Origin of the sequence: Aeromonas sp. (assembly GCF_051657805.1) — a bacterium.
In the GTDB taxonomy this organism is placed as follows: Bacteria; Pseudomonadota; Gammaproteobacteria; order Enterobacterales; family Aeromonadaceae; genus Aeromonas.
Genome location: NZ_JBOFLJ010000003.1, coordinates 74,685 through 92,426 on the forward strand (window position 1 = coordinate 74,685; position 17,742 = coordinate 92,426).

General features: G+C 63.3%; 9 protein-coding genes. 5 read left to right on the forward strand and 4 right to left on the reverse strand.

Annotated elements, in window-relative coordinates; genetic code table 11:
- Positions 1-144 precede the first annotated feature (144 nt).
- Genes ACRCYW_RS00790 through ACRCYW_RS00800 form a run of 3 tightly spaced genes read left to right on the forward strand, consistent with a single transcriptional unit; the run spans position 145 to position 5,784 of the window.
- Positions 145-1,239, forward strand: coding sequence for an efflux RND transporter periplasmic adaptor subunit (locus ACRCYW_RS00790; protein ID WP_438548290.1), 1,095 nt, complete (start codon positions 145-147; stop codon positions 1,237-1,239).
- Positions 1,236-4,319 carry an efflux RND transporter permease subunit gene (locus ACRCYW_RS00795; protein ID WP_438548291.1) on the forward strand — a complete coding sequence of 1,028 codons (3,084 nt, stop codon included), beginning with the start codon at positions 1,236-1,238 and terminating at the stop codon, positions 4,317-4,319. The genes ACRCYW_RS00790 and ACRCYW_RS00795 overlap by 4 nt, the downstream gene beginning before the upstream one ends.
- Positions 4,312-5,784 (forward strand): efflux transporter outer membrane subunit, encoded by a 1,473-nt coding sequence (locus tag ACRCYW_RS00800; protein WP_438548292.1) that lies wholly within the window; start codon positions 4,312-4,314, stop codon positions 5,782-5,784. Before ACRCYW_RS00795 ends, ACRCYW_RS00800 begins: the two co-directional genes overlap by 8 nt.
- 439 nt (positions 5,785-6,223) lie before the next feature.
- On the opposite strand, the gene ACRCYW_RS00805 is transcribed toward ACRCYW_RS00800, so the two are convergent.
- The 3 genes from ACRCYW_RS00805 to ACRCYW_RS00815 form a co-directional block, all read right to left on the reverse strand.
- Entirely contained in the window at positions 6,224-7,975 is a 1,752-nt protein-coding gene (locus tag ACRCYW_RS00805; protein ID WP_438548293.1) for an ABC transporter transmembrane domain-containing protein, read from the reverse strand.
- Positions 7,972-9,708 carry an ABC transporter transmembrane domain-containing protein gene (locus ACRCYW_RS00810; RefSeq protein WP_438548294.1) on the reverse strand — a complete coding sequence of 579 codons (1,737 nt, stop codon included), beginning with the start codon at positions 9,706-9,708 and terminating at the stop codon, positions 7,972-7,974. The genes ACRCYW_RS00805 and ACRCYW_RS00810 overlap by 4 nt, the downstream gene beginning before the upstream one ends.
- Positions 9,709-9,848: 140 nt before the next feature.
- Positions 9,849-12,647 (reverse strand): response regulator, encoded by a 2,799-nt coding sequence (locus ACRCYW_RS00815; RefSeq protein ID WP_438548295.1) that lies wholly within the window; start codon positions 12,645-12,647, stop codon positions 9,849-9,851.
- A 154-nt stretch (positions 12,648-12,801) separates the two neighbouring features.
- On the opposite strand from ACRCYW_RS00815, the gene trxC reads away from it, so the two are divergent.
- Positions 12,802-13,242 carry a thioredoxin TrxC gene (gene trxC, locus ACRCYW_RS00820; RefSeq protein WP_438548296.1) on the forward strand — a complete coding sequence of 147 codons (441 nt, stop codon included), beginning with the start codon at positions 12,802-12,804 and terminating at the stop codon, positions 13,240-13,242.
- 154 nt (positions 13,243-13,396) lie between these two features.
- Complete coding sequence (locus ACRCYW_RS00825; RefSeq protein WP_438548297.1) at positions 13,397-14,782, forward strand: SLC13 family permease; 1,386 nt, start codon at positions 13,397-13,399, stop codon at positions 14,780-14,782.
- A gap of 191 nt (positions 14,783-14,973) precedes the next feature.
- Here the strand turns inward: ACRCYW_RS00825 and ACRCYW_RS00830 are convergent, their stop codons facing one another.
- On the reverse strand, positions 14,974-17,448 hold the full coding sequence (locus ACRCYW_RS00830; protein ID WP_438548298.1) for a glycogen/starch/alpha-glucan phosphorylase: 2,475 nt from the start codon (positions 17,446-17,448) through the stop codon (positions 14,974-14,976).
- Positions 17,449-17,742 lie beyond the last annotated feature (294 nt).

Below are 17,742 nucleotides of genomic sequence, written 5' to 3' on the forward strand. Positions count from 1 at the left end.
CACGTGCTCGCCACCATGGCGGCACGGGCGCTTGACTCGATTGTCTCATAAATCGCGACAGTGTTGGCAATCAAAGGCTGATTATCGAACATATCAGACCCGATAAAATAGTCCTTTAGTCTCTGAATTATTGGACTTTTACCTATGAAACACCGGCAATTCCCCCTTTCCCCCCTCTGCGTCATCATGCTCGGTACCCTGCTGAGCGGCTGTGGCAACGAACCCACCCAGGCCGAGGCCGTGGCACCGCGCCCGGTCAACGCCATCACCCTCACCGAGGGCACCACCGGCCAGATCCTGCACTTTAGCGGCGAGATCCGCTCCCACCAGCGAGCCAGGCTCGCCTTCCGGGTGCCCGGCACCCTGGATGCCATCCTGGTCAAGGAGGGGGACAAGGTCAGCAAGGGAGAGGTGCTGGCCCGCCTCGACCCCCACGATTTTCGGGTACAGCGGGATGAGACGGCCGCCATGCTCAAGGAGGCGCGGGCCGCGAGCCGGCTGGCCGAGGTGGAACTCAGGCGCACCCGCCAGGCGGTCGGCGAGAACGCCATGGCGAAGATCAACCTGGACAGGGCCGCCAGCGCCAGCGCCCAGGCCAGGGCCCGGGTACAGAGCCTGCAGCAATCCCTCGCCAAGGCGGAAGATGCGCTCGGCTACAGCGAGCTGCGCGCCCCCTTCGACGGCGTGATCGGCCAGCGCTTTCTCGACGAGCATGAACAGACAGCCCCCGGCGTCCCCGTCTTCTCCCTGCATCAGCCCAGCGTGCTCGAAGCCGTGGTCGACGTGCCTGAGCAGCAGATAGGCCTGCTCAGGACCGGGATGGCGGCCCGCCTCAGCTGGTACAAGCAGGATGTGGCCGTCAGGGCGGTCAGCAGCGAGCTGGCGAGCCTACCGGATCCGGTGAAGCGTACCCATGAGGTGACCTTCCGCCTGCTGGACGGCTCCGCCGAGCTGGTGCCCGGCAAGTCTGTCAGCATAGCGCTGCCCCTGCCGGGCGATGACGAGATCCACTGCCTGCCCGCCGGCGCCGTCAAGAGTCAGGGCGATGGGAACCGAGTCATGACGGTGCGGGCCGGCCAGGCCATCGGCGTGCCGGTGGAGGTCGTCAGCCAGCGCCACGACAGCCTGTGCGTCAAGGGGGCTCTCGCCGCCGGCGACAAGGTGGTCACCGCCGGCAGCGCCCTGCTCAAGGAGCGACAGCCCGTGCGCCTCATCAAGCAGGCGGGAGTCCAATCATGACACTCTCCACCTTCGCGCTGCGACAGAGGACCTTCGTGGTCTTCTTCTCCCTCCTCTGCACCCTGGTCGGGATCTACGCCTACTTCGACCTCGGCAAGCTCGAGGATCCCACCTTCACGGTGAAGAGTGCCGTCGTCGTCACCCTCTACCCGGGGGCCACCGCCCAGGAGGTGGAGGATCTGGTCACCGATCCCATCGAGACCAAGCTGCAGGAGATGGGCTCCCTGTGGAAGCTGAGATCCCTCTCCCGTCCGGGCAGCTCCATGATATTTGTCGACTTGCAGGAGAAATACAGCTCTGACGTCCTGCCGCAGCAGTGGGATCTGCTAAGGCGCAAGGTGCAGGACGTCAAGCTCGCGCTCCCGCCCCAGGCGCAGATCAGCATAGTGCAGGACGAATTCTCGGAAGTGTACGGCATGCTGTTCGCCGTCTACGGGGATGAGATCCCCATGCATCAGCTCAAGGATCAGGCCCGCGAGCTGCAGCGTCGCCTCAAGGCCGTCAAGGGGGTCAAGAAGGTACAGCTGCACGGCATCCGGGAACAGGTGGTCAACATAGACGTATCGAGCGAGCGCCTCGCCAGGAGCCACATCTCCATGGCGGAGCTCATCGCCCAGCTCAACAGCCAGAACATGCCGGTCAGCGCCGGTGACTACGACATGGGGCGCGAGAACCTGAGGGTGGCCCAGAACGGCGCTTACAAGAACGTCGAGGATGTCCGCAACCTCATGCTCACCACGGGTCTGGTGGGTGACAAGCGCGGCACCCTGCGCCTCGGAGACGTGGCCGATGTCTATCTCGACTACCAGACCCCGGCCCAGACCGAGAGCCGCTTCAACGGCCAGCAGGCCATCACCCTGGCCGTCAGCCCCGAGACGGGGATCAACGTTGTCAGCATCGGTGACGAGCTGACCGCCGTGCTTCAGCAGTTCGAGTCCGAGCTGCCCCTTGGCGCCTCCGTCGGCACCATCGCCTTCCAGCCCGATGAGGTGACCAAGTCCATCAACAACTTCGTGCTCAACCTGCTCGAGAGTATCGCCATCGTCGTGGCGGTGCTGATGATCTTCATGGGCTGGCAGAGCGCCACTATCGTCGGGGTCAGCCTGCTGCTGAACATCTTGTTCACCCTGATCTACATGAACCTCACCGGGGTCGATCTGCAGCGGGTCTCGCTCGGTGCCTTCATTTTGGCCCTCGGCATGCTGGTGGATAACGCCATCGTCATCGTCGACCTCTTCATCGCCAAGTTGGCCAAGGGAATAAGCCGCGATGACGCCGTCATCGAGTCCATCAAGGAGATGGCGGTGCCCCTGCTCGGCGCGACCGTGGTCGCCTGCCTCGGGGCCACCCCTGTGCTGCTCTCCCAGACCGATTCGGCGGAGTTCTCCATCTCCATCGTCCAGGTGCTGGTCAGCTCCCTGCTGCTCTCCTGGGTGGTGGCCATGCTGATCACCCCTCTGATGTGCTGGGCCTTCATCAAGGCGCCGAGCGCAGATGAAAGCGGCAAGCCGGAGGGCAAGGCCGCCCGCCTCTACCGCCGCGCCGTGCACTGGACGGTGGACAACCCCAAGAAGGCCATGCTGACGGTCTTGCCACTGCTGCTGCTCACCGGCCTCGCCGCGCCGCTGCTCAACGTCAACTTCATGCCGAGTTCGGATCGCAGCATCGTCTTCCTCGACTACTGGCTGCCCAACGGAGGCCGCATCGAGAGCACCTCCGCCGACATGAAAGAGATTGAGCAGTGGCTGCTGGCCCAGCCCGAGGTGGCGAGCATCTCCACCTATGTGGGGGAGAGCGCGCCGCGCTTCTCGGTCACCGTCGAGCCCGAGCCCCTGGATCAGAGCTACGGCCAGATCCTGATCAACACCCGCTCCTTTGACGACATCCCCACCCTGGTGGACAGGGGCGATGCCTGGCTCGCCGCCCGCTTCCCCCATGCCGAACCGAGGTTCCGGGATCTCAAACTCGCCACCAAGGACAAATTCAGCATCGAGGCCCGCTTCGAGGGGCCGGATCCCGCCGTGCTGCACAGCCTCTCCGAGCAGGCCCAGGCCATACTGCGCGCCAACCCGCACACCAAGTACGTGCGCGACGACTGGCGCCAGCAGAGCAAGGTGGTCACCCCCATCATCAACCAGGCGGCGGCCCGCAAGGCGGGGGTCAGCAACACCGACATCGCCATGGCCATTCACGGCGCCACCGACGGCGTGCAGATAGGCACCCTGCGCCAGCAGGATGATCTCATCCCCATCAAGCTGCGCAGCGCCAACAGCACCCTGGAAGCTCTGGCGGATCTGCCGGTGCGATCCGCCCTCGGCCTGCACAGCGTGCCCCTCGGCCAGGTGCTCGACGACATCGAGATCGGTGGGGAAGAGAGCATGATCTGGCGCCGCAACCGGCTGCCGGCCATCACTGTCCAGGCCGGGGTGGACGGCGAGCTCACCGCCTCTGTGGTGCGCCAGCAAGTGGCACCCGCGCTGGAGGCCATGGTGCTGCCGGAGGGTTATGTGATGCGCTGGGGTGGCGAGTACTACGACGAGAAACGCGCCGTCGACGATCTCATGCTGCAGACCCCCAAGGCGGTGGTGATGATGTTCATCATACTGATGGCCCTGTTCAACGCCTATCGTCAGCCGCTCATCATCTTCATCACCCTGCCGCTCGCCTCCATCGGCATTATCTGGAGCCTGCTGCTGATGAACAAACCATTCGGCTTCATGGCCATCGTCGGCATGATCTGCCTCACCGGTATGATCATCAAGAACGGCATCGTCCTGCTCGATCAGATAGAGCTGGAGCGGCGCAGCGGCCGCCCCCTCATCGAGGCGGTCAAGGAGGCGACCATCAACCGCACCATGGCCATCTCCATGGCGGCCCTCACGACCGTGCTCGGCATGGTGCCGCTGCTCACCGATCGCCTGTTCGATCAGATGGCGGCCACCATCATCGGCGGCCTGATGGCGGCGACCGTGCTCTCGCTCTTCGCCATGCCCGCCTTCTACATGCTCTTCTTCGCCCGTGAACACCACGCCCAGGCCGGCGCGGTGCAGGCCACCGACAAGGATCATCCCCATGAATAAGTGCCGCCTCAGTGCCCTCATCGGCCTGCTGTTGCTGGGGGGCTGCAGCCTGGCCCCCGACTACCAGGCCCCGGCCCATCCGGTCAGCCAGTTCTACCTGAACCAGGCCACCCCGGGCACCCTGCCCGACGGGGAGACCGGCCTCGCCTGGTGGCGCCAGTTCCAGGATCCCGAGCTCGATACCCTGGTGCTGGCGGCCCAGCGCCAGAACATCACCCTCAAGATAGCGAGCCAGCGCATCCAGCAGGCCCAGGCCTATCAGGAGGCCATCGCCTCCTTCAAGGTACCCACCCTGAGCCTGGGAGCCGGGTATACGGACGCGCGCCTCAGTGAGAACGGCGATCTCACCGGACCGGCGGTGAGCCCTCTGCCCTTGCCGGGCGCCCTCGGCGGCGGCACGGCGCAGCTGATGGAGCGGGATCCCACCGCCGTCTTCATCGGGGCCAACGCGAGCTGGGAGCTGGATCTGTTCGGTCGCATCGACAGCCTGAGCCAGGCCGCCGCCATTCGCACCGAACAGGCAGGCATCATGCGCAAGGGCTTGATCACCGCCATGACGGCTGACGTGATCAACAACTACCTGCAATACCGAGGCGCCGAGGAGCGCAGCCGGATCGCCGCCGACACGGTGCGATCCCAGCAGGAGACCCTGGCCATGGTAGAGTCCCTGCACCGCAGCGGCTACGGCTCGGATCTCGACCTCGCCAACGCCCGCGCCGCCCTCGCCAGCACCCGGGCCAGCCTGCCATTGCTGGACACGGCCAGGAGCGTGCACCTGAACCGGATGGCGCTGCTGCTCGGGGAGCCCGTCACCCGCACCCAGGCCCGCTTCACGCCTCGCCCCCTGCCCGCCATGGCGGGGTTGATCCCGACCGGTCTGCCCTCCACCCTGCTGATCCGCAGGCCCGATGTGGCGAGCGCCGAGCGCGCCATCGCCGCCAAGAACCAGGAGCTGGGGGCCGCCATCGCCGCCCGCTATCCCAAGGTGTTCCTGACCGGCAGCCCGGGAGTGGTGGCCGGGGATGCCGGCGATCTGTTCAAATCCGGCTCCACCGCCTGGGCCCTGGGAGCAGGCGTCTCCTGGGATCTGTTCGACGGCGGCCGGGGTGAGGCCAGGGTCAAGGCGCAGGAGGCGGGGCTGGAGGAGGCGGCTCTGGCCTATCAGCACACAGTCAATGCCGCCTTCAACGAGGTAGAAACCGCATTGATAGCCTATGGCAACAGCCAGCAGTACCGGGATCAGCTGCACCTGGCGAGCCAACAGGCCGATCTCGCGCTCGGCAAGGCCAGGAGCCTCTATCGCGCCGGCCTGGTCGATCACTTGCGAGTGCTGGATGCCGAGCGTCAGCAAAACAGCCTGAAAGATGCCGAGGTGGTGGCGCGCCTCGGCACCGCCACCAACGTGGTCCTGCTGCACAAGGCCCTGGGGGGAGACTGGCAGGCCCCTCAGCCCACCGAGGGTTAATCATCCTCTTATCCGTACCGAGTGGCCCGTGCTGACTGACCCCCAGCTACAGGGCCACAAGGATAGGGTCACGGCAGGAGCCGCCCGCAACAAGCACGGTCCACACCGAGCCCCGACATCTCGCCGGGGCTCGCTCTTTGGGGCCGTTGAAGGCGCCTGAGACGCCCCGATCAGGCCGTCACACATCCCCAATCCAGTGATAAATCAAATGAGAAGGAGACAACTATTGATTTGGCAAAGGGCCAAAAGGGCCATGCGGGTAGATAGAGGGGCCATATCGATCGGCGCAAGGCGCAGATGGAAGAGGCTGACACCTGCTTCGACGGCTACTTCTCCCCTGAACCCAAATCGCGGACCCGTAAGCAAGGCCATGGCCTGACAGACTCACTAAACAGAACAGCCGGCATCTGCCGGCTGTTTCTCTATGTCGCGATCGGGCTCAGGCCCGCTTCTCCTCGAGCCAGGCCCCCTGACTCTGCATCTCGAACAGCTGGGCATAGTGGCCCCCCTCAGCCATCAGCTCCCCGTGGGTACCCCGCTCATTCACCTGACCGCGGGAGAGCAGCAGGATCTCGTCCGCATCGACTATGGTGGAGAGCCGGTGGGCGATGGCGATGGTGGTGCGGCCACGGCGCGCCGCCGACAGCGCCTGGGAGAGCGTCAGCTCGGTCTGGGAGTCCACGCTGGCGGTGGCCTCGTCCAGGATGAGGATGCGCGGATCCCCCACCAGGGCGCGGGCAAAGGAGAGCAGCTGGCGCTGGCCGGCGGAGAGGTTCTTGCCCCCCTCCTCCATCATTGTCTCGAGCCCCGCTGGCAGGCTGCGTACGAAGTCCCCCAGTTGCACCTCGTCCAGCGCCCGCCAGAGGGTCCCCTCGTCGATGCCGTCACGGCCGAGGCGCAGGTTCTCCGCCAGAGTCCCGACGAAGATGAAGGGATCCTGCTGCACCAGGCCTATGCTGCGGCGCACCGCCGAGAGCGACAGGCTCTCCAGCGGGTGATCGTCGAAGCGGATGGTGCCGCTGCCGATGGGGTAGAAGCCCATCAGCAGGCTGATGACGGTGGATTTGCCGCTGCCGGTGTGACCCACCAGCGCCAACATCTGGCCGGGACGGGTGCTGAAGCTCACCTCTCGCAGCACGGGTTGCTGGCCGTCGTAGGAGAAGCTCACCCCCTCGAAGCCGACCCGCCCCTGCAGCGGCGCCTCTTCACCGTCCGTGCTCTCCCGGGATTCGTCCAGCAGGGCGAACACCCGCTCCCCCGCCACCATGGCCTGCTGCAACTGGTTGAGCTGGTTGGTCATCTCGATGAGGGGCTCGATCATCCGCCCCAGGTAGCTGATGAAGGCGTAGAGCACCCCCACCTGGATGGCGCCACCGGCGCTCAACCCCTCGTGAGCGAACAGGGCGAGCAGCCCTATCAGCACCATCATGTAGAACAGGTCGATGAGGGGGCGCAGCAGTATGCCGTTGATCTTGAGGCTCTTGAGGCGGGCATGCCAGTGCTGCTGGTTCACCTCGGCAAAGGCCCTGGCGAAGTGACGCTCCTGCACCATGGCCTGGATCACCGGCATCCCCTGCAGGGATTCGTTGAGGCGGCTGTTGATGTCTGAGAGCAGGCTGCGGGTGGCCCGCACCACGGGCACACTCAACTTCTGGTAGAGCCACATCACGGCCCCCACCAAGGGCAGCAGGGTGGCGCACACCAGCATCAGCCGCAGATCCAGCAGGGCCATGGAGATGAGGATGCCGCACAAGAGCACCACCTTTTGCACCAAGAGCCCTATCACCTGCACATAGAGGTTCATGATGGCCTCGGTGTCGTTGGTGATGCGGGAGATGAGGGAGCCGGATCTGTGCTTGTCAAAGTAGCGGGCCGGCAGCCGGATGGCGGTGGCAAACACCTGCTCGCGCAGGCGCTGCACCACCGCCTGGGCGATGCGGTTGAAGCGCAGGGATTGCAGGTAAAAACCGGCGGCCGACAGGAATTGCAGGCCGAGGTAACCCGCCGCCAGGGCGGCGACCTCGGGCCACACCATCTGGCGCGGCGCCAGGTAGTCGTCGATGAAGAGCTTGATGAGCAGGGGCCCCGCCACCTCGGCGCCAGTGGCGAGCAGCAGGCAGATCCCCGCCTGAATGAGCCAGCGGGGGTAGCGGGCGCAGTAGGCAAGCAGACGTTTAATAGTAGGGTTCACAGATTTTCCTCCACGTCCTGCTCCAGGCGCTGGTAGCGCACCATGTCCGCGTACCAGCCGTTCTGGGCCATCAGGGCGCCGTGATGGCCCCGTTCGCCGATCCGGCCCTGCTCCAGCACCAGGATCTCGTCCGCCTGCTCCACCGCCGTCATGCGGTGGCTCACCAGGATCAGGGTGCGTCTGTGGGCCTTCAGCGCCTGCAGGATCTGCTGCTCGGTGTGGGCATCCACCGCCGAGAGGGCGTCGTCCAGCACCAGGATGGGGGCCGCCAGCAGCAGGGCGCGGGCGATGGCGAGCCGCTGTTTCTGGCCGCCGGAGAGGGTCACCCCCTTCTCCCCCACCTCGGTCTCGTAGCCCTGGGGGAAGCGAACGATGTCGTCGTGTACGCAGGCGATGCGCGCCACCTTCTCAATCTCCTCCCGGCTGGCATCCGGCCGGCCGAGGGCGATGTTGGCGGCTATGGTGGTGGAGAACAAAAACGGCTCCTGGGGCACATAGGCGAACTGGCTGCGCAGCTCCCCCAGAGCCAGCCGCTCGATGGGCACGCCACCCATGGCGATCCGGCCGGCGCTCGGGTTGGCCAGGCGCATCAGCAGCTTGAGCAGGGAGCTCTTGCCTGCCCCGGTGCGCCCGACGATGCCGAGCATGCCGCCGGCGGCTAGGGAGACGTCGATACCAGTCAGCAGGGTGCGCTCGCCGAGGCGGTATTCCACCCCCTGCATGATCAGCGGGAAAGGGGCCTCGAGTGGCTGGGGCTCGGCGGGATCTTCGATGTCGCTACGCTCCGCCAGCAGGGTCTCGATGCGCGAATAGGCGGCGCTGCCCCGCTCTATGATGTTGAACAGCCAGGCGATGGCGAACATGGGCCAGATAAGCTGGCCGAGGTACATGGTGAAGCTGGTGAGCTCCCCCAGGGTCAGCTCGCCGCGCATGACCAGGGCGCTGCCGCCGGCCACCGCGAGGAAATAGGAGCAGCCGATGCACAGGTAGATGACGGGATCGAACTTGGCATCGATGCGGGCCACCGCCATGTTGCGCTCCCCCGCCTGGCGGGTCAGCTCGGCGAAGCCCTTGTCTTCCAGGGACTCCACCGCGTAGGACTTGAGCACTCGCACTCCGGAGAGGGCTTCCTGGGTCTTGTTGTTGAGGCGGGAGAAGGCCCCCTGGGCCGCCTTGAACTCCTTGTAGATCTGGGTCCCGAAGCGGTTCATGAAGAAGGCCATCACCGGCAGGGGCAGCAGGGAGAGCAGGGTCAGCTGCCAGGAGTACTGGCTGCACATGATGGAGAGCACCAGGATCCCGACGATGAAGGAGTCCACCAGGGTCAGCACCCCTTCCCCGGCTGTCATCTCGACGGCCTGGATGTCGTTGGTAGCGTGGGCCATCAGATCGCCGGTACGGTGGCGCTGGTAGAAGTCCGGGCTCATGCGGGTGAAGTGGGTGAAGAGCCGGTTGCGCAGCACATAGGCCAGCCGATAGGAGGCGCCAAACAGCATGACCCGCCAGACGTAGCGCAGCAGGTAGATGACGACGCCGAGCGCCAAGAGCCCCGCCAAGTAGGTGATCAGGGTGTCGCTGTCGAGCCCCCCCCTGGTCACGCCGTCCACCACCCAGCCCACCACCTTGGGCGGGATCACGGTCAGCAGGGCCACCATCATCAGCAATGAGATGGCGATGAGATAACGCCGCCACTGATCCTTGAAGAACCAGCCCAGCCGCAGAAATACGCTCACATCAGGATCCTTGCTCGCGGCGCCTGGGCCGCTTGGTCATAAGAGACGTTCAAGACAATCGCCCCCGAGGCGGGGGCGAGGTGAACGGGGCATCATAGCCTGAAGCGGCCAACTTGAGAATGATTGCTATCCATTGGGATTCAGGGCCGCTCATCCCGCCCGTCGAACAGGCCGATGGCCGACTCCTGCTGATCGCCGCTCAGCAGGAAGTGGGAGACCTCCTCCCGGGTCTGGCTGAAGACATGCTGCAACTGGGTCAGATCCTCTTCAGTCAACTCCTCCTGCAACCTCAGCCGCCACTCCAGCTCACCGGCCAGCAGTTGCAGGCGAGCGGCGGAGATGTTGGCCGACACCCCCTTCAGGGTGTGCAGCAATCGGCTCGCCACCTCGGGCTGCTGGCGGCGCAGGGCGGAGCGGATGTCCCAGAGATCGTCCTTGTGCTCGGAGAGGAACAGCTTGAACAGGATCTGCAGCGCCTCGCGGTCCTGCTCCAGCCGGCGCAGGGCATCGTCCAGATCCAGCACCCCCATCAGATCTGGCGGCTTGACCTCGGGGCTGGCCCGGCGCTGCCCGCTGGCATTTTTCACCCACTGCAGCAAGTTGTTGTAGAGATCCAGCTTGCTGACCGGCTTGGTGACATAGCCGTTCATGCCGACCCCGAGGCAGCGCTCCCTGTCCCCCGGCATGGCGCTGGCGGTGAGGGCGATGATGGGGACATCGTGCTTGTCCACCATCTTGCGGATCTGGCGGGTGGCATCCAGGCCATCCAGCACCGGCATCTGCAAGTCCATCAGGATCACATCGAAGGGCTGCTCCGCCACCTGCTCCACCGCCTCGCGCCCGTTGCCCACCACGGTGACCACGGCCTCGATGCGGCGCAGGTACTCCACGATGAGCTGCTGGTTGACTCTGTTGTCTTCCGCCAGCAGCACCCGGGTGCCGTGCAGCAGCTCCCGGAAATGCTGCTGATCCCCCTGGGCCTCCGCCTGGCGCACGTTGCGATCGTGGGAGCTGCCGTTGAGCATCTCGTCCACCTTGGCCAGCAGGGCGTTCTCCGTCATGGGCTTGGCGAGGAAATGGGTCAGCCCCATGCTCTCCATGCGCCCGTGCAGCCCTTCCCGGGCCCAGGCGCTGGTCATCAGCACCGGCAGACGCTGCCACTGGCTGTGCTGGTGCATCTCGAGGGCAAGATCCAGACCGTCCTCCTGACCCATGCGCCAATCGAGGATGGCGAGCCGGATGTTCTGGCCCTCTTCCCGCAGCACCTGACGGGCGCGGGAGACGCTGTTGACCGTCATCACGCTGGCGCCGGCCCGGCCCAGGATGTCCTTGGCCAGATCCAGCACCAGTTCATTGTCATCCATCATCAGGATCAGGGGCTGGTGTTCGAAGAAGACCCGCCGCCCTGAGACCCCGTAGACCGCCTGGGACATGGGGATCTCGAACTCGAAGGTGGATCCCACCCCGGGCTTGCTCTGCACCGAGATCTCCCCCCCCATCAGGCCCACCAGCCGCTGGGAGATGTTGAGGCCGAGCCCGGAGCCGCCGTATTTGCGGGTGTTGCCCGCCTCCAGCTGGGTGAAGGGCTGGAACAGCTGAACCTGCTTGTCCGGCGCTATGCCGATGCCGGTGTCCCGCACGCTGAAGCTGACCTTCATGGGGTGCTGGTTGACCAGGGTGATGGAGAGCTCCACCTCCCCCCGCTCGGTGAACTTGATGGCGTTGTTGACCAGGTTCACCAGCACCTGACCCAGGCGCAAGGGATCCCCGCGCAGGAAGTCCGGCACCGCCGGAGACTTGTTGATGATGACCTCGATCTGCTTGCGCTCAGCCAGATCCGCGAACATGGCCGCCAGGGAGTCGAGTTGCTCGCTCAAGTCAAAGTCGATCTCCTCGAGCGTCAGCTTGCCGGACTCCACCTTGGTGAGATCCAGGATGTCGTTGATGAGCAGTAACAGGGTATCGGACGAGGATTTGATCTTGCTGAGGTAATCCCGCTGCTGCTGGTTGAGATCCGTCTGCAGCGCCAGGGCGCTGAAGCCGATGATGGCGTTCATGGGGGTGCGGATCTCGTGGCTCATGTTGGCCAGAAAATCGCTCTTGGCCTGGGCCAGCAAGCCGGTGTGGCGAGACAGCTCGCTCAGCTTCTGGTTGCGCCGCCACAGGGTCACCGCCACCAGGGAGAAGCAGAGCAGGGCCCCGCCCAGCACCATCAGATAGAAGCGGCTCTTGAGGGAGGAGGCGAGATCCAGCTGGTCCTGCTTCCAGACCGGCAAGGAGGCCAGCCCCCGCATCTCGATGATCTGGTTGCGCAGGCGGTGATACTCCATCACCTGCTGATTGAAGTCCTGGCTGAGCCGATTGATGGCCATCACCTTGCCATCGTCCGCATAGGTGTCGCTTATTCGTTGCTGCAGTTGCTGCAGCTGGCGCAGATCGTGGCTATCCCAGCTGCGTCTGAGGTAGTGGCTGATCCTGGCCAGCTCGGTCAGATCCCGATGCAGCCTGGCCTCGGCGGGGGTGACGGCCAGCACCCCATCGAGCTGGCCCTGAAAGCGCGGCTCCAGATACTCTATGGTCATCTCCATGGTGTAGAGCCTGGCGAGATCCAGCAGGTAGCCGTCGATATCCTTTTGCAACGCCAGAGAGTTGGGATCCTCGGCCAGGTCCGGATCCTCGCGCACCTGGGTCACGAATTTGTCGAGCACGTTGGAGAGCAGGCTGAGCCGCTGCTGCACGCTGCCATCACTGGCCCTCTCGCGACCAAGCAGATAGACGGTGTCGGTATTGATGCGGTTGAGGACCAGCTCGGCGGCCATGCTCAGCTCGGACGCGCGCTGCTGCTGGCTGAGCAGTTGCCAGCAATAGGTCGAAAAGCCCAGCAAGGATGCGATGATAAGGCTCAGGACAACACGATTGACGCGTGCAACACTCTTCATCCCGTCTCGATTCTCATGTCATGGTCAACTATCCGGTGACGAGGAGTCACGACCGGACCGCCAACTGTGAAAAATAACTGACTGCTATGTTACCGTTAGTCGGCGCTGTCCATGCAACAAAGTTGTTGCAAGGCAATGAAATAAGGAAGCAATTATGTCATCTATCACTACCTATTGTAGCCAGTGCTTTACCCGCAACCGCCTGCCCAGCGAAAAATTGGATTCAAACGCGAAGTGTGGTCGCTGCCGGGAGCCTGTGTTCGGCACCTCCCCCGTCACGGGGCGCACCGCCCAATTCGATACCCTGATCGCCTCGGACCTGCCGGTCGTGGTGGATTTCTGGGCCAGCTGGTGCGGCCCCTGCCTGCAGTTTGCCCCGGTATTTCAGGAGATGGCGCGAGAGCTCGAACCCCGCATCCGCTTCGTGAAACTCGATACCGAGCAGGAAGCCGCCATCGCCAGCCGCTACGGCATTCGCAGCATCCCCACCCTGATGGTGTTCCAGCGCGGGCAGATCCTGGCTCAGCGCAGCGGCTCATTGCCCAAGAGCCTTTTCAAGGAGTGGCTGCTCTCCCCCCTCCCCAGGGACAAATGAAACCAAAGTGTTTAATTTTTGTTTTCTCTATGTTTAATTTCTTTTTAACTCTGTGAGACGTCACATGCTTTGACCACTTCCCCCTGTTTCAAACAGGGGATTGAACGTAACCTCGGCAACACAACAACAACCATAAATTAACCGAGAACACATCATGCATACATCTGCCGTACCCTCAGCACCCCCACGCTGGCTCGACATCAAGGCCGGGATCGTCATCCTGGACGTCCTGCTGCTCTGTGCCATGCTCGCCTGGCTCCCGTTTGATCCCATGGTCAACAAGGGGCTGAGCATCCTCATCTTCATCGCCATCCTCTGGCTGACCGAGGCGGTGAACATCACCATCACCGCCATCTCCATCCCGGTGCTGGCCACCCTGCTCGGGGTGTTTGACATGAGCAAGTCCCTCACCGACTTCGCCAACCCCGTGCTCTTCCTCTTCTTCGGCGGCTTCGCCCTGGCGGCGGCCCTCTCCAAGCAGGGGCTGGATACCCAGATCGCCGCCAAGGTGATGCAGCTTGCCAAGGGCCACCTCGGCTGGGCGGCCATAGTGCTGTTCACCATCACGGCGGCCCTCTCCATGTGGATCAGCAACACCGCCACCGCCGCCATGATGATGCCGCTGGCCCTCGGCATGCTCAAAGGCCTCGACGTCCACAAGGAGCGCCGCACCCTGGTCTTCGTCCTGCTGGGGGTGGCCTACAGCGCCAGCATAGGCGGTATCGGTACCCTGGTGGGCAGCCCCCCCAACGCCATCGCCGCCGCCCAGATGGGCCTGGGCTTCACCGACTGGTTGAAATTCGGCATCCCCGTGGTGCTCATCTTCATGCCGGTTGGCATAGGCCTGCTCTATCTGGTCACCCGCCCCGACCTCTCCCATCAGGTCAGCACCGAACAGGTCACCATAGAGTGGACCGGTCAGCGCAAGACTACCTTGCTCATCTTCCTGACCACGGTGCTGCTGTGGATTGGCTCCCAACCCATCGCCGCGGCGCTCGGCGGCATTCCCCAGTTCGATACCCTGATCGCCATGGGGGCCATCCTGGCCATCGCCGTCAGCCGGGTGGCCAACTGGGATGACATCAACCAGAACACCGACTGGGGCGTGCTGCTGCTGTTCGGGGGCGGCCTGACCTTGAGCTCCATCTTGAAGCAGACAGGTGCCAACGCCTTCCTGGCGGAACACCTCTCCAGCAGCCTGGCCACCATGCCGATCTTCGTGATCCTGCTCTGCCTCGCCGCCTTCGTGGTGTTCCTGACCGAACTGGTCTCCAACACCGCCACCGCCGCCCTGCTGGTCCCCCTGTTCGCCGGGGTGGCCGAGGCACTGGGGGTCTCCCCCATCGTCGTCTCCGTGCTCATCGCGGTCGGCGCCTCCTGCGCCTTCATGCTGCCGGTAGCCACGCCACCGAACGCCATCGTCTTCGCCAGCGGCCATATCCAGCAGCGGGAGATGATGCGGGCCGGCCTGGTGCTGAACCTGGTGTTCACCGTGATCCTGACCTTGCTGGCCTACTGCTTCGGCGACATCCTGCACTGAGCGGGGCCATTCCCTGCTTCTCTACAAGGCCCCTGACGGGGCCTTTTTTGTATTCGTACGCTTCCCTTCCGGTGAGAACTTTGCATACCGATCCCACCACTAGGGGGGAAAGGCAGTGCCTTCACCATGAAAATCCCATCCATCGAAAAATAAAAAACCCCCGCGGTGCGGGGGTTTGGCTGTCGAGGGCTTTAGCCGACGTTGCAGGCTTTCAGGTTCCAGATCCGGTCCACGTAGTCCTGGATGGAGCGGTCGGAGTTGAACTTGCCCATGGTGGCCGAGTTGATGATGGCCTTCTTCGCCCAGAGCGCCGGATCCCGATACCAGGTATCGATGAGCTTGTGGGCGTCCGAGTAGGAGGCGAAGTCCGCCAGAGTCAGGTAAGGGTCTCCCCCTTCCAGCAAGGAGCGCTTGATGGAGGAGAGCTCACCCGGACGACCCGGCGTGAAGTAGTCGGTGTCGAACCAGTCCAACACGGCTTTCAGCTCGGAGTTCGCGTAGTAGAAGTCATAGGGGTTGTAACCACGACCCTTGAGCGCCTTCACCTCGTCCACGTTCAGGCCGAAGATGGCGCAGTTCTCGGCACCGGCTTCCTCGGCAATCTCGATGTTGGCCCCATCCAGGGTGCCGATGGTGATGGCGCCGTTGAGAGCCATCTTCATGTTGCCAGTCCCCGAGGCCTCGTAGCCGGCGGTGGAGATCTGCTCGGACACGTCGGCCGCCGGGATCAGTTTCTCCGCCAGGCTCACGCGGTAGTTCGGCATGAACACCACCTTCAGCTTGCCCTGGATGCGGGCGTCGTTGTTGACCCGATCCGCCAACTTGTTGATGGCATAGATGATGTCCTTGGCCAGCTTGTAGCCAGGGGCCGCCTTGGAGCCGAAGATGAACACCCGCGGGTGCATGTCGTAATCCGGGTTGGCCAGCAGACGGCGGTAGAGCGCCATGATGTGGATGAGGTTCAGCTGTTGGCGCTTGTACTCGTGCAGGCGCTTGATCTGCACGTCGAAGATCGCCTCGGCGCTCACATCGATACCGGTCTCGGCCTTGATCACCTTGACCAGCTTCTCCTTGTTATGACGTTTGATTGTCATGAACTGCTGCTGGAACGCCTTGTCGTCCGCAAACTTCACCACACCGCGCAGCTTGTCCAGCTGCAGCGGCCACTCCTTGCCCACCACCTCGTTGTAGAGCCCGGCGAGTTCGGGGTTGCAGGCCAGCAGCCAGCGACGGGGAGTCACGCCATTGGTGACGTTGCACATCTTCTCTGGCCACAGCTCGGCGTACTCGGGGAAGAGATCCTCTTTCACCAGCTTGGAGTGGATCTCGGCCACCCCATTGACCTTGGAGGAGCCCACCACGCACAGGTTGCCCATGCGAACCTTGCGCACTGCCCCCTCCTCGATGATGGAGAGCTTGGCCTTGATGGCGTCGTTGCCCGGCCACTTCGGCTCCACCAGCTGGTTCAGGAACTGAGCGTTGATCTCGTAGATGATCTCGAGATGGCGGGGCAGCACCTTTTCGAACAGGCTGACCGACCACTTCTCCAGCGCCTCCGGCAGCAGGGTGTGGTTGGTGTAGGAGAAGACCCCGTAGCTGATGGCCCAGGCGGCCTCCCAGCTCAGACCCTCTTCATCCACCAGCACGCGCATCAGCTCGGGGATGGCCACGGTCGGGTGGGTATCGTTGAGCTGGATGGCTATCTGGGCGGCGAAGTGGGTGAAGTCGCTGCCATGGGCGCGTTTATAGCGGCGCATGATGTCCTTGATGGAGCAGGCGCAGAAGAAATACTGCTGGATCAGGCGCAGCTCCTTGCCGGCGTCGGTCTCATCGTTCGGGTAGAGCACCTTGGAGATGGTCTCGGCCTGGGCCTTCTCCGCCTGGGAGTCGACATAACCGCCTGCGTTGAACACGTCCCAGTCGAAGAACTCGGAGGCACGGGACTCCCACAGGCGCAGGATGTTGACGGTGTGGCCGCCAAAGCCCACCACAGGAATGTCCCAGGGCACCCCTTTGATCTTGCGACCGGCGTGCCACACCTTCTTCAGGCCGCCGTTGTCGCCGAACACGGTCTCTACATAGCCGTACAGGGGGATCTCCTGCACGGATTCCGGGCGACAGATCTCCCAGGGGTTGCCATATTCGCGCCAGGAGTCCGGACGCTCGATCTGACGACCATCCTGGATCTCCTGACGGAACAGGCCGTGTTCGTAATGAATGCCGTAGCCCACCGCCGGGTAGTTCAGGGTGGCGAGGGAGTCGATGAAGCAGGCAGCCAGACGGCCGAGGCCACCGTTGCCGAGCGCCATGTCGGGCTCTTGTTCGCACAGGTCGGTGAGTTCGAGGCCGAGCTCACCCAGGGCCTCTTCACAGGTCTTGTAGAGGGAGAGGTTGTGCAGGTTGTTGGAGGTCAGACGCCCCATCAGGAATTCAGCAGAGAGGTAGTGAATCGCACGAGTGTCTTTCTTGAGATGAGTCTGCTGAGTACGGGTCAGGCGCTCGTATACCTGTTCGTTGACGGCGGCGGCCGTCGCTTTCCACCACGCTTCTGGCGAGGCCTTCAGTTCGCTTGTCCCCAAGGTAGAACGCAGGTGACGCACGATGCTCGCTTTAAGCTGATCTTTATCCAGTTGGAGATCCTGGTCTGTCTTCTTCTTGGTAGCCATAAACCATTTTCCTTCGTTACAAATAAAAAAAGTTATCCCATTTCGGGACCGGCACTGTTGTTATATCTGAATATGCTCCGGCATGTGCATACTAGCCAAAGCCGATGGGTGAAACGTTAACATGAGTCACACTTTAACGTATAAAAATGACAGTTCAAGCCTGAAAGCCCTTTCCAGAATACGGGCAATGAAAATATAAATAACCAAATAAATCATGACTTTAAATGATAATTGAAAAGATGAGTTCATGAATAGGTTTTCAATGCTTGAAAGCGTCTGAAAATACGTGAAAAT

Coding starts and splice junctions, on each gene's coding strand:
- ACRCYW_RS00830 (WP_438548298.1), bottom strand. CDS start 17,448: ATGGCTACCAAGAAGAAGACAGACCAGGATCTCCAACTGGATAAAGAT.
- ACRCYW_RS00795 (WP_438548291.1), top strand. CDS start 1,236: ATGACACTCTCCACCTTCGCGCTGCGACAGAGGACCTTCGTGGTCTTC.
- trxC (WP_438548296.1), top strand. CDS start 12,802: ATGTCATCTATCACTACCTATTGTAGCCAGTGCTTTACCCGCAACCGC.
- ACRCYW_RS00825 (WP_438548297.1), top strand. CDS start 13,397: ATGCATACATCTGCCGTACCCTCAGCACCCCCACGCTGGCTCGACATC.
- ACRCYW_RS00800 (WP_438548292.1), top strand. CDS start 4,312: ATGAATAAGTGCCGCCTCAGTGCCCTCATCGGCCTGCTGTTGCTGGGG.
- ACRCYW_RS00815 (WP_438548295.1), bottom strand. CDS start 12,647: ATGAAGAGTGTTGCACGCGTCAATCGTGTTGTCCTGAGCCTTATCATC.
- ACRCYW_RS00790 (WP_438548290.1), top strand. CDS start 145: ATGAAACACCGGCAATTCCCCCTTTCCCCCCTCTGCGTCATCATGCTC.